This window comes from Pedobacter insulae (genome assembly GCF_900113525.1).
Lineage (GTDB): Bacteria > Bacteroidota > Bacteroidia > Sphingobacteriales > Sphingobacteriaceae > Pedobacter > Pedobacter insulae.
In genome coordinates, this window is the sequence record NZ_FOPP01000003.1 from 404567 (window position 1) to 419547 (window position 14981).

Below are 14981 nucleotides of genomic sequence, written 5' to 3' on the forward strand. Positions count from 1 at the left end.
CTCTTAAATCTCTGCCGTTCTATAGCATACCGCCACAAACTGAAAGCGTTTGACCGGTAACATATGCACTCATGTCTGAGGCTAAAAACACACAAACGTTGGCAATATCTTCAGTTTCACCTGCCCGTTTCAATGGAATTCCTGCTTCCCATCCTTCTACAACCTTTGGATCTAAGACATCAGTCATTTCTGTTCGGATAAATCCTGGAGCAACAACATTAGCACGGATGTTTCTAGAACCTAATTCTTTTGCAATTGATTTTGTAAAGCCAACAATCCCTGCTTTGGAGGCTGCATAGTTTGCCTGACCCGCATTTCCTGTTACCCCAACTACCGAGCTCATGTTAATAAAAACACCTTTACGTGCCTTCATCATTGGTTTAGAGGCCGCCTTGGTAATATTGAAGACTGATTTTAAGTTCACGTTCATTACATCATCCCAGTTATCCTCGCTCATACGCATTAATAACCCATCTTTTGTAATTCCGGCATTATTAACAACAATATCAATCGAACCAAATTCCGCAATGATATCGTTGATCAATTGCTCAGCTTGATCAAACTTAGAGGCATCCGAGCGATAGCCTTTCACTTTTGTTCCAAAGCTTTGTAATTCCATTTCTAATGCTTCACCTTTTTCTACTGATGATAAGTAAGTAAAAGCAACATTAGCACCTTGATCTGCAAATTTTTCGGCTATTTTGCGACCTATTCCTTTTGATGCACCGGTTACAAGTGCTGTTTTTCCTGCGAGTAAACCCATATAATTGAGATATTTTATTTTATAAAGTTAATATAATTGGTTAAATTATTTAATCTGTTAACCGGCAAATGGTTCCTGTTGACTTAAACAATGAAAACTGCCTAATCCCCAAATGATATCAGTTGAATCTATCCCAATTACCTTTCGATCAGGAAATGCCTTCTGAATAATGTCTAAGGCTATAGGGTCATTTACATCCCTAAACGTAGGCACGATTACCGCAGCATTTGCAATATAAAAATTAGCATAGGAAGCGGGCAGTCGAGTATCTTCATAAATTACTGGAGACGGCATTGGCAATTTAATAATATTCAATGGTCTTCCATCAATTAATCTCATTACTTTCAAAGCCGCTAAATTCTCTTGAAGTAATAAGTAATTTTCGTCTAGCGGATTGCTTTCAATTACCGTAAGCACCGTATCTTCATTTACAAAACGCGTAATATCATCAATATGCCCATCAGTGTCATCACCAACAATACCGTCTCCTACCCATAATACTTGCTCAGCGCCATAAAACTCTTTTAAGTAAGTTTCAATTTGCTCCTTATTCAAACGAGGGTTTCTATTTTCGTTTAATAAGCAAGCAGTACTAGTTAAAATTGTTCCAGCGCCATTAAATTCGACCGAACCACCTTCCATTACAATATCGGGCGTAAATAGTGGTAAATTAAAATAAGTAGCAATTTTAGTCGGAATAACATCGTCTAAATCGAATGGTGGATATTTGCCACCCCAAGCATTATAGCCCCAATCAACCACCGCTTTTTTATTTCCATTTATCACAAATGCGGGTCCGTGGTCGCGGCACCATGCATCATTACTTTCATTAAAGTAAAATTCTATCTGACTTAAATCTGCACTCACTTTTTCCAAATGAGCAATAGCCGAGGCTTTCATTTGTTCATCACGTACATTAATGCGAACCTTCTCACCCGTTGCTACAATTTTGATAAATTGACAATAAGGTTCATAAATGGTTTCAATTTTACCTGGCCACGATTCTTCCTTATGTGGCCAACTTAACCAGGTTGCTTCGTGTTTAGCCCATTCTGCCGGAAAAGAATAGCCTTGTTTTTTAGGGGTATTAGAAAAATCTATATTTGTCAATTTTTATTTCTTTTAAGTAATGCTAAAGTTTTGTCTAAGGCTCCCTGGGTTTTCCAGTTATCATGCCCAGCTATTACGAGATTGATCTTTTTATATTTGTTTTTTATAGCAGAAATTGTTTTTGGCCAAGCTTCTAAATCTGCTTCACCAATAAATCCCAAGGTTTCTGCCACGGCACTTTTCACTAAACAACCTCCATCTAACACCTTGTATTTTGGAAACCATATCACTAAGTTATCTTTTGTATGTCCAGCACCAAAATAAGCTACTTGAAATAATTCTTCACCAACCTTAAACAGCTCACCGGTTTCAAACGTATTTAAAGCGGTAGGTTTATTGGACGATCTTAAAATTTCATTGGTTTGCTTTGACGCATAGGTTGCGATCCCTTTTGCATTAAAAAAAGCAAATCCACCCGCCCGATCTTCGTGAGAATGAGTAGCGAAAACTTTTATTACCTTTTTTCCATGCTTTTTTTCAATAGAATCTAGCAGCGGTTGATTTTGGGTTTGGTCCCACGGGGTATCAAATAAAATTACCCCTTTTGTAGTAACCAAGTACATACTATTAGCTGAAACCTGTTCCCCTTCGTAGCTATGATAGGTTGTATAAACATACAAGCTTTTATTAATGGGTAAAATTTCTAACTTTTGCGCACCAACAGAAAAGCTTAATAGAAATAGGAATATAAATAAACTAATCCTCATCAATATACCTTTTGGTAATTGGCTGATAAGAGTCTATCCTTCTATCTCTTAAAAACGGCCAATGTTTGCGCATGAAATCACTTTGATTTAGATCTAATTCCACAACTTCAGTTTCCTCCTGATCATGCGATGCCAAATAAAGTAATTTACCCTGGGCATTGGTCGCAAAACTCCCGCCCCAAAACTTCATTGCACCATCTTGCTCAAATCCAACCCGGTTGACACTTACTACGGGAACGCCATTTGCGACTGAATGGGAGCGCTGAATAGTCTGCCAGGCATTATATTGGTCTTGGTTAGTCTCTTCGTCCTGCTTGGTGTCCCATCCAATTGCAGTTGGATAAAACATAATATCAGCTCCCATCAACGCCGTTATACGAGACGCTTCAGGATACCATTGATCCCAACAGATTAAGATGCCAATTTTAGCAAATTTGGTTTGAAAAACTTTATACCCTAAATCGCCAGGCGTAAAATAGAATTTTTCATAAAAAGCGGGATCATCTGGGATATGCATTTTACGGTATTTCCCCAAGTAAGTGCCATCGGCATCTAAAACGGCGGTAGTATTGTGATATAAACCTTCTGCGCGTTTTTCAAACAACGATGCAACAATTACAACACCCAATTCTTTCGCTATAACTTGCAGCGCATCTGTTGATGGGCCTGGAATTTTCTCCGCGAGATCGAAATTATCATAATCTTCTACATCGCAAAAATATAAAGAAGTGAAAAGCTCTTGCAAACAAATGATTTGAGCACCCTTTGCAGCAGCTTCTCTTATTTTAACAATTGCTTTATCTAAATTTTCTTGTTTATCCTTTGTGCACGTCATCTGCACTAAGCCAACTTTTACTTTGCCCATCATTCAAAAATTTGAGCTACAAAGTTAGGCAAAAAGAAGGAAAGGTAAAAGATATTTACCCTTGCGCTAAGCTTTCACGATATTCTTGTTGTAATTCAAAAAGGCATCTTGCACATAAACAGCCATCGTAAAGTTCGCTAATATGCTGAACTTCGTTGATGCTTAACTGCACTACGCTACATTGACATTTGGTATAAGAATTTGCTTTACACTCAATGGCATTATTGCAACGTTCACATGAAATAATTTCGTGCTTTGTCATTTATACAAAAGTAAAGATTTATAGAGAATCTTAGGTACAAAAAAAGGGTATGATGTTACCATCTTACCCCTTGCACTTATAATAAAAACTAAAAACTAGCCAGAGCAGCTGATACAGCCTTCTTCCATCGAACAAGTTGGCCCGTCTACAATCTCTTCTGCAACTTGTTCTTGTGTCATTTCTGCCGGAATTACCGCTTCAATCGCTTTGCCACCCTGATTTTCCACAGTAAATTTAACAGCTTGTGAAGCAGCTTGTGTACGCAGATAATACATTCCTGTTTTCAATCCTTTTTTCCAAGCATAGAAGTGCATTGAAGTTAGTTTCGAAGTATTTGGCGCATTGATAAATAAGTTTAACGATTGCGATTGACAGATATAAGCCCCTCTATCAGCAGCCATATCTATGATGTTACGCATTTTAATCTCCCACACTGTTTTGTACAATTCTTTAATATAATCTGGTATTTCTGCGATTTCTTGGATTGAACCATTAGCTAAGATAATTCTATCTTTCATTGCAGGTGTCCATAAACCTAATGCAACTAAATCCTTTAACAGATGTTTATTAACCACTACAAACTCTCCACTTAATACACGACGTGTATAGATATTTGAAGTATAAGGCTCAAAGCATTCGTTGTTACCCAAAATCTGAGATGTAGAAGCTGTTGGCATTGGTGCAACCAATAACGAGTTGTAAACACCGGTCTTAACTACACGTTTACGCAAAGTTTCCCAATCCCAACGATTACTTGCGGGTTTTACATTCCAAAGATCAAATTGGAACTTTCCTTTAGACAATGGAGAGCCCTTAAAGCTTTCATAAGGACCATTTTTCTCTGCCAAATCAGCAGAAGCTGTCATACCAGCGAAATAAATGGTTTCGAAGATCTCTTTGTTCAATTCTTTTGCCGCATCACTTTCGAAAGGTAAACGCATCAAAATAAAGGCATCTGCCAAACCTTGCACACCTAAACCAACTGGACGATGACGGAAGTTAGAATTCTGCGCTTCTATAACTGGATAATAGTTATAATCGATGATTTTGTTCAAGTTTAAGGTAGCTTGATAAGTTACATCATATAGTTTTTGATGATCAAACTCACCGTTAATTACAAATCTTGGTAAAGCCAACGAAGCTAAATTACAAACTGCAACCTCATCCTTAGAGGTGTATTCAATAATCTCTGTACACAAGTTAGAGCTTTTAATAGTTCCTAAATTTTGCTGATTAGATTTACTATTAGCAGCATCCTTATACAATAAATACGGGGTACCAGTTTCAATTTGAGCATCTAAAATAGCGAACCAAAGTTCTTGAGCTTTAATTGTTTTACGCGCTCTGCCTTCTTGTTCATAGCGAGTATATAACTTGTTAAACTCTTCGCTATGGCAATCTGCTAAGCCCGGTGCTTCATCTGGAGAGAACAAACTCCAATCGCCATTTTCTTCAACACGTTGCATAAACAAATCGCAGATCCAAAGTGCATAGAATAAATCACGCGCGCGCATTTCTTCTTTTCCATGGTTTTTACGTAAATCTAAGAAAGAGAAAATATCAGCATGCCATGGCTCTAAATAAATTGCAAAAGCACCTTTACGCTTACCCCCACCTTGATCTACATAACGAGCTGTATCATTAAACACTTTAAGCATCGGAACAATACCGTTACTTGTACCATTTGTACCACCAATATAAGCGCCGGTAGCACGGATATTATGAATGCTTAAGCCAATACCACCCGCACTTTGTGAAATTTTAGCAGTCTGTTTTAAAGTATCATAAATACCCTCAATGCTATCATCTTGCATCGTTAACAAGAAACACGATGACATTTGAGGTTTAGGAGTTGCTGCATTAAATAAAGTTGGTGTCGCGTGTGTAAACCAACGCTCACTCATCAAATTATACGTTTTAATTGCACTGTCAATATCTCCTTTGTGAATACCAACAGATACACGCATAAATAAATGCTGAGGGCGTTCAACAATTTGGCCATTTACTTTTAATAAATATGATTTCTCCAGGGTTTTGAAACCGAAATAATCAAACCCAAAATCTCTATCATAAATAATTGTGCTATCTAAGATATCAGCATTCTCTTTAATTACTTCCCAAACATCGTCTGCAATTAAAGAAGACGGTTTGTCTGTTTTAGGATCAATATAGGTGTACAACATTTCCATCGTTTTTGAAAACGACTTCAAAGTGTTCTTATGTAAGTTAGAAACAGCAATACGAGATGCTAACAATGCGTAGTCAGGGTGTTTTGTAGTTAGGGATGCGGCTGTTTCCGCTGCGAGGTTATCAAGTTCTGAAGTTGTAACACCGTCATACAAACCTTCAATTACTTTTTTGGCAACATCAATAGGGTCTACTAATTCAGCATTAAAACCATAACATAACTTTTCGATTCGAGCCGTTATCTTATCAAATTTTACCGCTTCTTGGCGGCCATCTCTTTTTATTACAAACATCCTTTAAAATATTATTGGTGCATATTGCAAGATAGTGGCACCAGGTTTTAAAATTTATTATTTAGTACACCAGACAAGAGCCCTAACCATCTGTCTTGTAAACTTTTCCTTATTACGCTACTTAAAAATCATCATCTAGCGAAAATGCAGATGCCTTATCTTCTGATGAAGTTAAAACCCCGCTTTTCTGATAGTCTCCTACTCGTTTTTCAAAGAAATTTGTTTTCCCCTGTAAGGAAATCATTTCCATAAAATCGAATGGATTAGTTGCATTATAAATCTTTTTATAACCCAACTCTTGCAACCATCTATCGGCTACAAACTCAATATACTGGCTCATCAATTTGGCATTCATACCAATCAATGCAACAGGCAATGCATCCGTAATAAACTCCTTTTCAATTTCAACTGCATCACTAATAATGCCATGCACTTGTTCCTCACTTAGTTTATTACTTAACATGCTATATAATAAACATGCAAATTCGCAATGAGAGCCCTCATCTCGCGAAATTAATTCGTTGCTGAAAGTTAAACCAGGCATTAAACCTCGTTTTTTCAACCAAAAAATAGAGCAAAAACTACCGCTAAAGAAAATACCTTCAACTGCTGCGAAGGCAACTAAACGCTCAGCAAAAGTTCCATTCTCAATCCATCTTAATGCCCATTCAGCTTTCTTTTTAACTGCTGGAACGGTATCAATGGCATGGAACAAACGATCTTTCTCATCTGGATCTTTAATATAAGTATCAATTAGTAAGGCATAGGTTTCGGCATGAATATTTTCCATCATAATCTGGAAACCATAAAAACAACGTGCTTCAGGCAATTGAACTTCGCTCATAAAATTTACAGCCAAATTTTCATTCACAATACCATCACTAGCCGAGAAAAAAGCGAGTATATGGGAAATAAAATGCCTCTCGCCATCATTTAAATTATCCCAATGCTTTTGATCATCAGATAAGTCTATTTCTTCTGCTGTCCAAAAACTCGCTTCTGTTTTTTTATACATTTCCCAAAGAGCGGGATACTTAATCGGTAAAAGGACAAATCGATCCTTATTTTCCTTTAGCAATAATTCTTCTTCCTGCGGCATAAACTTATTTTTTTACGTTTAGAAATCTATTAAAATCAATTCGCCCACAAAACCCATTTAGGTTCGTTATTCTTTAAAAAGGTTCAAATTGCACCCGTTTTTAACCAACTAAATGTTAAGTATTTAAATAATATTATGTGAGGATTCTTTTAAAGAACTTTGTTTAACAAATATAGAAGTTGAGAGATTTTTTGCCCTACAAAGTTGTTAACATGTGCATGAATTGTTCGAAAGTTTTCATCAAAATAGTGTCAGAAACGACATGAAAAAAAGCTAATTATTTCTTTTTAAGCACTTACAGAATCAAAATGAGTGTTAATAATTTTAAAAACCCAACTGTAACATTAATCTATTGGCTCTTAATTTAACACGTAGGAAATTTCCACCTTCGCGTAACCTAGTCTATAGATTCCCAGCGCTTTCGCAGCACTTTGGGATAAGTCCAATTCAAATTTTTTACTAAAAGGTCCACGATCGTTAATCCTTACCTCAACAATTTTATCATTGCGTAAATTCTTTACCCTCACTATTGTTCCGAAAGGTAATTTCCGATGAGCCGCTGTGAATTTAGCAGCTCTATATCTTTCGCCACTGGTGGTTTTTCTTCCTTCAAATTTCTTAGCATAGTATGTGGTAAAAATAGTTTTAACTATTGTATCAGGTTCTTTTACCGAAATAGATTGAGCTTGCGCTCCAAACGAAATTAAACTTAAGAACAGAAATAGTTTCCTCATATGATGATTTGTTGCTAGCTCTTGTTTATTAGTGGGGTTCAAATATACAAAATCATTTTTAATGATCTAAAACAGCAGAAATTCAGACCTTGAGAGCTTAATTCTACGCTACATTTTCTGGTACGATTTTCTTAACGACTTCGTAAGTCGGCTGGTTTTCAGCCGACTTACGAAGTCGAAATTGACAAAAAATTTTGAAAGATATATTTCTTTTAGCATCTTGTAGCAAAAATTAGTTCTCTCATGAAAATCCGTATTACAATACTCCTATTAGTGGTATTAGTTGCTAACATTGCTAACGCCCAAAAAATGAAAATTAGTGTCCTCCCTGCCGACGCTAACATATATGAATCAAAAACCGGCGGACAGGAACAACTCCTTGGAACTGGCTCTGCAGAGATTAAAATCAATAAAGATTTTCCTGTTAAGCTTATTTTTAAAAAACCGGGTTTTAAACCATTTACAAAGTCTTACCAAAGGCTAAAAGGTATAGATCCTAAAAAAGAAGACCTTGTTGAACTAAAGGATAGAATGGTTACAGTATCCGCTGAACCTTATGATGCCAAGATTTTTGTAAATGGAATAGAGATTGGCACTAAAAAAATATATGTATATATCAACGAAAATAGCTCGACCACTGTCGAGGTAACTAAACCAGGTTTCTACAAAAAAACTAAAGTTTATTATAATCAAGCAGGTAGAGATGTTTCTCCGGTAGACGATTTCATTGTTTTAGAAGACAAAGCTGTCAAAGTAAAATTATTCCCAAATGATGCACAAATTTTTGTCGACGGGAAAAAGTTAGCCGATAACTCTGATGAAATCGTTGTTCCAAGTAAAACCAATGTAGCCGTAGAGTATAGAAAAGAAGGCTACGTCCCTATAGAACGAACCTACTACAATAAAGAAGGAATGCCACAAACGCCTTTATTTGAGACAATTACATTAAAAGACCGAGTAGTAAGAATAAACACGACACCAAGCGACGCCATTATTAAAGTTGACGGGAAACAAGTGGCTAATGGAGAACATTCTGTTAAAATCTTGGATGGAGCCTGCGTTGAAGTTATAGTTGAACGTGCAGGTTTTGTGCCAATTATTAAAAATTTCTGCAATCAGATCAACATGCAGGCACCGCCTACAAACGAGCATATTGCGTTGAAAACAGATGAAGCTTACACTTCATCTATCCAAAGCGACCAGGCAAATGTAAACTTCAGCATAACCGTTGGCGCAACAAGAACACCCGAAGACGCTTGGAAAATAATGAATGGAATTGTTACCAATTATTTTGATGTAATTGAAATGGCTGATAAAGAAACTTCTTATTTACGTACTGCCTGGTCTATGAAAAATTTCCCTAACAACACAATTCGTACTAGGGTAATTGTTAAACCGGGTAATACTGGAACACAACAATATGTGGTAAAAATTCAGAGCGAGGCCTCTAATGCTGCCAATACAGGAGCGAAAGATGATGAGAAATTCAAAGAATGGGAACGATTACTGAACACTTATAAGGATGTAATAAGTGAAATGCAAGCTAGGTTGCAATAACCTAGCTTAGCTATTTTATTTATCCTTTTTCTCGGGCACAAAAATCATCGAAATTGAATTTACGCAATGACGGGTGTTTTTATTGGTAAAACCCTCCCCTATAAATACATGACCTAGGTGTGCCTCACAGTTAGCGCATACGATTTCTACACGTTGACCATCGGCATCAGGAATGCGTTTTACTGAACCTTTGATTTCGTCGTCGAAAGCTGGCCATCCACAATGTGCATCAAATTTCGAATCCGATTTATACAACGGTGCATTACATCTTTTACATATGTAGATGCCTTTTTCATTAAACTTATCATACTTTCCGGTACCAGGATATTCAGTACCCTTACGCACAATCACATCTTCTTCTTCTTTGGTTAATTTATTCCATTCCATTTTCTTTGTTGTTTTAGCAGGTGTTGCTTTTTGTCCTTCCTTTTGAGCGCATGCGGCTAAGCCTGTTACCAAAAACGCACTTAACATGATTAATGTTTTATTGATTAATGTTTTCATTTTGTGTCTATTTATATGCTCATATACGATTTATGCAAACAGTTGGATTTGACACCTATGCGCTATAACAAATATAATTAATTACCACTCGCCATTTTTCATTTTAAGGTAAGGATTTAACCGTTTAACTATTTGTCTTCTGTAAGTGATAATCTAGGATAAGACAAGAGTAATATATCACCACTTCGGCGTGCTATAAACACTATCGTTCAGTTATAATGCCTTTTAAAAAGAGAGAGATTGTAGGAATAGCAAAAAAAACGCCTCTTAATTAGGAGGCGTTTTCAGTATATAACAAATTTTCTTATTTCTTTAATAATTTCGCCATAGCTTCCCCAATTTCAGCTGGACTTTCTACCACCGTAATTCCGCACTCAGCCATAATTTTCATTTTAGCTGCAGCTGTATCATCGGCACCACCAACGATCGCACCTGCATGCCCCATTCTACGTCCCGGAGGCGCAGTTTGTCCGGCGATGAACCCTACAACAGGTTTAGTTCCGTTTTCTTTAATCCACAAGGCTGCCTCAGCTTCCATTCCACCACCAATTTCACCAATCATGATGATACCTTCAGTTTCTGGATCATTCATTAATAATTCAACAGCTTGTTTAGTAGTTGTACCAATAATTGGGTCACCACCGATACCAATTGCTGTAGTAATACCTAAGCCTGCTTTTACCACTTGATCAACAGCTTCATAGGTTAATGTACCCGATTTAGAAACTACACCTACTGTACCTCTTTTAAAGATAAAACCTGGCATAATGCCAATCTTAGCTTCATCAGCCGTGATAATACCTGGGCAATTTGGACCGATTAAACGGCAATCTTTATCGGCGATATAAGATTTTACAGCAATCATATCCTTTGTTGGGATACCTTCTGTAATACAAACAATCACTTTAATGCCTGCTTCTGCAGCTTCCATGATCGCATCTGCAGCAAATGCAGGTGGTACAAAAATAATAGACACATTAGCTCCAGCTTTATCAACAGCATCCTTAACTGTATTAAACACAGGTTTATCAAGGTGTGTCTGACCGCCTTTACCAGGAGTTACCCCACCAACAACGTTTGTACCGTAAGCTATCATTTGCTCAGCATGGTAAGTACCTTCGTTACCGGTAAACCCCTGAACAATTACTTTAGAATCTTTATTTACTAAAACACTCATTATATCTATTTTTTTGTGCAAACTTAAGTTAAAAGCTGTGGATTTTCAAATTTATTTTCTAGACCTACGAAGTCTTAAAAACTTCTTAAGACTACCTAAAAATGATCTTCTTCCGCTTTCTCAATTGCAGCCGGCTGTATAGCTTTTAGATATTTCTTTTGATCGAACTCATTTTCGCTTTTCGCAATTACAATAGTTGCAATTCCATTCCCAATCATATTGGTAATAGCCCTTGCTTCGCTCATAAACCTGTCGACACCCAATAAAATGGCAATATGCTCAACAGGCATAATTTTTAAGGCGGTTAATGTACTCGCCAACACTATAAAACCGCTACCCGTTACTCCAGCAGCACCTTTTGAAGTGACCATTAACACAGCCATTACAGACAATTGCTCTCCTAAGCTCAAATCAATATGGAAAACCTGAGTTAAAAAGATAACCGCCATTGCTAAATAAATTGCTGTTCCATCTAAATTAAAGGAATAACCTGTTGGGATTACCAAACCAACTACTGATTTATCACAACCAATATCTTCCATTTTCTTCATCATGCTCGGCAATACAGACTCGGAAGAAGAGGTTCCTAAAACAATTAATATTTCTTGTCGGATATATTTCAAATACTGCCAAAGGCTAAACTTATAATAACGGCAAATAGCATTCAATATCACAAAAATAAAAAGAAAACATGTTAGGTAAACGGCACCCATAAGCTTAGCCATGGGCAATAAAGTTCCTAATCCATATTTACCAACACTGAAAGCCATGCCCCCAAATGCTCCGATAGGCGCAACCCGCATCACTACCTTCATAATGTTAAAAAGTACTTTGGAGATTTTGTCGAACGTACTAATCAAAGAATGCCCCTTCTCCCCCATTTTACTTAGGCCGTATCCAAATAAAATAGCAAAAAACAGGATTTGGAGAATTTCCCCTTTGGTAAAAGCTTCAAAAATATTCTTGGGAATAATGTGGGCAATAAACTCCAGCCAATTTATCTCGCCAGCTTGCGTAGTGTATGCGGCTATCTTAGCCACATCACCAGCAGGCACATTTACATCAACCCCCGGCTTCAATAAATTTGCTACCACCATCCCGATCATAATCGCAAGCGTAGTTACAATTTCAAAATACAATAAAGCTTTCCCACCTACTCTACCTACCTTTTTCATATCCCCCATGTGGGCAATACCTAAAACGATAGTAAAAAATATGATAGGCGCAATTAACATGCTAATCATATTGATAAAGCTCTTGCTGATTAACTCTGCGTAGGAGGAAAAACCTGGATATAAAACACCGACCAAAATCCCTAAAGCAATGGCTACTAAAACTTGGAATGTTAAATTAGATAAAACGGACTTCATTTAAATGGATTTAAAATTTGAAGATATAAAATTTTATGCTTCTAACTCCGTTTTTATGAAATAGCATTAATATTAGATAAAATACTATCGCTCAAAAAATTCTATCTTTGTATATATGAGAAAATATATCTTTTCAGTTGCTTTTTTTGCGTTTATGGCTATCATTTTCTTTACCTGCAAAAAAGACGAAATCAATGACCAAGAATTTGTAAAAAATCATTTTGTTGGAAGATGGCCTTTATTAAAAACAATTAATATAACAACAAAAAATGGCGATACAACCGTAAAGGATACCGTTTATTACGGCTTAGATAGCCCAAAAGTTGTAATACCCATTGATACATTGCTTTTTACAAAAGAAGACAAATACATTAAAGCTGGGGACACCGTTAACTATACAATTGATGAAACTGGCGATCATATCAGCTTCAGTACCATTCCCGCAGAAACTTGGAAAATAAAATATTTGAGGTTAAAAAGCATTATTTTAACACGAGAGAAGACCGAGAAAAAGGGTTCTGATACTTTTATCTACTATACGGAAGAACAGTTAATTAGAAATTAACTGTTGGCTATTCCTACCGAAGAAAATTGTAAATCGTATAAGCGTTTATAGTAACCATTCATTTTAAGCAAAGCTTGATGGGTTCCTTTTTCTTTAATCTCTCCTTTATCTAGTACAACTATCAGATCGGCTTTTTGAATAGTTGATAAACGGTGTGCGATAACAATAGAAGTCCTACCCTTCATCAGTTGCTCAATTGCCTTTTGAATTAACATTTCCGTTTCCGTATCTACTGAAGAAGTCGCTTCATCCAAAACCAAAATAACCGGCTGGTAAACTAAGGCCCTAATGAACGAAATTAGTTGCGCCTGTCCCGATGAAAGCGTGGCACCACGCTCCATAACATTGTAATGGTAGCCTCCAGGCAAGCGCTCAATAAAATCATGCGCTCCAACTTTTTTAGCTGCCTCAACCACCTCCTCAAAGCTAATTGTGGGATTGTTTAAGGTGATGTTATTGACAATAGTATCCGAAAAGAGGAAAACATCTTGCAATACCGTGGCAATACGACTTCTCAAGTAATTTAACTCATAGTCTTTAATATCAATCCCATCTATCCTAATAGTTCCACGCTGCGTTTCATAAAAACGACTTAAAATATTTACTGTCGAAGATTTACCCGCACCAGTAGCACCTACCAGCGCTACTGTTTGACCAGCTTTTACTTCAAAAGAAATATCCTTCAGCACATATTGCTCCTCATTAACTTTACCATCTTGAATATAACTAAACCAAACCTTATCAAAATTAATGGCGCCTTGCAGCTGTGCCGGAGCAAAAGTTCCTTTATTTAGAGTAGTTTCTTGGGTATCCAAAACTTTGAATACACGTTCGGCTCCTACCATTCCCATTTGCAATGTATTAAATTTATCTGCAAGCTCTCGAATTGGTCTGAAAAGCATGTTAATAAACAAGATAAACGATGTAATGGTACCAGGTTGCACATCGAGAGGCTTAGCTAAAATACTTTTAGAGCCATACCAGATTAGCAAGCCTAATGACAGGGCAGAAATCAGCTCAACAACAGGAAAAAAAATTGAATAATACCAGTTTGAACGAATGTTTGCATCACGGTACCGTGAATTGATCTTTTTAAATTTTTTATACTCTTGATCTTCTCTCGCAAAATATTGGATAATAGAAATACCACTTATGTGTTCCTGCAAATAGGTATTAAGATTTGCTACTTCCGTTCTAATCTCTTGAAAAGCTACTTTGATTGACTTTTGAAATATTCGTGTCGCAATCATCAAAAAAGGAATAGGAAGCAGTACCACAAGGGTTAATTCCCAATCGATATAAAACATAACGCAGATAATCACAATTACTTGCAGTAAGTCACCGATCATCGCAATCAATCCCTCTGAAAATATGTCTGCGATAGTCTCTAGATCAGATACAGTACGGGTAATAAGCTGTCCAATAGGTGTTTGATCGAAATACTTTAACCTTAACCTGCTAATATGATTAAAAACATTAACTCTTAAGTCGCGGATAGCAGATTGACCAATGGTGTTCGTTAACAATGTTTGAGTATACTGTATGATGGATTGGACAACCAATAGCACGATCATTAAAATGGTCATTTCCACTAGTCCCGAGTAATTACCTTCTAAAATAAAATGGTCAAGCGTATAGCCAATTAGCCAGGGTCTTACAGGAGTAATGGCAGCAAGTGCTATTGTTAACACAACCGAAGCTATAAAAATATTCCGATAGGGCTTTACGTACTCAAAAACTCGTTTAAGTAAACCAACGTTAAAAGTATCACCTGTAATTTTAGACATC

Annotated in this window: 14 protein-coding genes; 2 read left to right on the plus strand and 12 right to left on the minus strand. The window is 36.7% G+C overall.

The annotated features are described in order from the left end of the window. Positions 1 to 19: 19 nt before the first annotated feature. The 8 genes from fabG to BM207_RS07060 form a co-directional block, all read right to left on the minus strand. Positions 20 to 763, minus strand: coding sequence for a 3-oxoacyl-[acyl-carrier-protein] reductase (fabG, locus tag BM207_RS07025; protein WP_090992859.1), 744 nt, complete (start codon positions 761 to 763; stop codon positions 20 to 22). Positions 764 to 820: 57 nt separating this feature from the next. Continuing rightward, positions 821 to 1873 carry an agmatine deiminase family protein gene (locus tag BM207_RS07030; RefSeq protein ID WP_090992860.1) on the minus strand — a complete coding sequence of 351 codons (1053 nt, stop codon included), beginning with the start codon at positions 1871 to 1873 and terminating at the stop codon, positions 821 to 823. After that, positions 1870 to 2580, minus strand: coding sequence for a BlaB/IND/MUS family subclass B1 metallo-beta-lactamase (bla, locus tag BM207_RS07035; protein ID WP_090992861.1), 711 nt, complete (start codon positions 2578 to 2580; stop codon positions 1870 to 1872). Before bla ends, BM207_RS07030 begins: the two co-directional genes overlap by 4 nt. Next, a complete protein-coding gene (locus tag BM207_RS07040) occupies positions 2570 to 3445 on the minus strand; it encodes a carbon-nitrogen hydrolase (protein ID WP_090992969.1) in 876 nt (291 codons plus the stop codon). The genes bla and BM207_RS07040 overlap by 11 nt, the downstream gene beginning before the upstream one ends. Positions 3446 to 3500: 55 nt before the next feature. Further along, positions 3501 to 3707 (minus strand): cysteine-rich CWC family protein, encoded by a 207-nt coding sequence (locus tag BM207_RS07045; RefSeq protein ID WP_090992862.1) that lies wholly within the window; start codon positions 3705 to 3707, stop codon positions 3501 to 3503. Positions 3708 to 3802: 95 nt separating this feature from the next. Next, positions 3803 to 6187: a ribonucleoside-diphosphate reductase subunit alpha gene (locus tag BM207_RS07050; RefSeq protein WP_090992863.1), complete on the minus strand. Its 2385-nt coding sequence runs from the start codon at positions 6185 to 6187 to the stop codon at positions 3803 to 3805. Between the two features lie 121 nt (positions 6188 to 6308). Beyond that, a complete protein-coding gene (locus BM207_RS07055) occupies positions 6309 to 7286 on the minus strand; it encodes a ribonucleoside-diphosphate reductase small subunit (protein WP_090992864.1) in 978 nt (325 codons plus the stop codon). Between the two features lie 359 nt (positions 7287 to 7645). Beyond that, positions 7646 to 8020 (minus strand): septal ring lytic transglycosylase RlpA family protein, encoded by a 375-nt coding sequence (locus BM207_RS07060; protein WP_090992970.1) that lies wholly within the window; start codon positions 8018 to 8020, stop codon positions 7646 to 7648. 243 nt (positions 8021 to 8263) lie between these two features. On the opposite strand from BM207_RS07060, the gene BM207_RS07065 reads away from it, so the two are divergent. Further along, positions 8264 to 9577, plus strand: a complete 1314-nt coding sequence (locus BM207_RS07065) for a hypothetical protein (protein ID WP_090992865.1) — start codon at positions 8264 to 8266, stop codon at positions 9575 to 9577. A 15-nt stretch (positions 9578 to 9592) separates the two neighbouring features. Here BM207_RS07065 and BM207_RS07070 read toward each other — a convergent pair whose 3' ends face one another. The 3 genes from BM207_RS07070 to dctA form a co-directional block, all read right to left on the minus strand. Next, the gene (locus BM207_RS07070; protein WP_090992866.1) at positions 9593 to 10081 is read right to left on the minus strand and encodes a methionine-R-sulfoxide reductase; all 489 of its coding nucleotides are present in this window, start codon (positions 10079 to 10081) and stop codon (positions 9593 to 9595) included. A gap of 304 nt (positions 10082 to 10385) precedes the next feature. Next, positions 10386 to 11258 carry a succinate--CoA ligase subunit alpha gene (gene sucD / locus BM207_RS07075; protein WP_090992867.1) on the minus strand — a complete coding sequence of 291 codons (873 nt, stop codon included), beginning with the start codon at positions 11256 to 11258 and terminating at the stop codon, positions 10386 to 10388. A 95-nt stretch (positions 11259 to 11353) separates the two neighbouring features. Further along, on the minus strand, positions 11354 to 12628 hold the full coding sequence (gene dctA / locus BM207_RS07080) for a C4-dicarboxylate transporter DctA (protein ID WP_090992868.1): 1275 nt from the start codon (positions 12626 to 12628) through the stop codon (positions 11354 to 11356). Between the two features lie 115 nt (positions 12629 to 12743). Between dctA and BM207_RS07085 the strand changes: the two genes are divergently transcribed. Continuing rightward, positions 12744 to 13193, plus strand: coding sequence for a hypothetical protein (locus tag BM207_RS07085; protein ID WP_090992869.1), 450 nt, complete (start codon positions 12744 to 12746; stop codon positions 13191 to 13193). Here BM207_RS07085 and BM207_RS07090 read toward each other — a convergent pair. After that, positions 13190 to 14980, minus strand: a complete 1791-nt coding sequence (locus tag BM207_RS07090) for an ABC transporter ATP-binding protein (protein WP_090992870.1) — start codon at positions 14978 to 14980, stop codon at positions 13190 to 13192. The genes BM207_RS07085 and BM207_RS07090 overlap by 4 nt on opposite strands. Between the last annotated feature and the right edge of the window lies 1 nt (position 14981).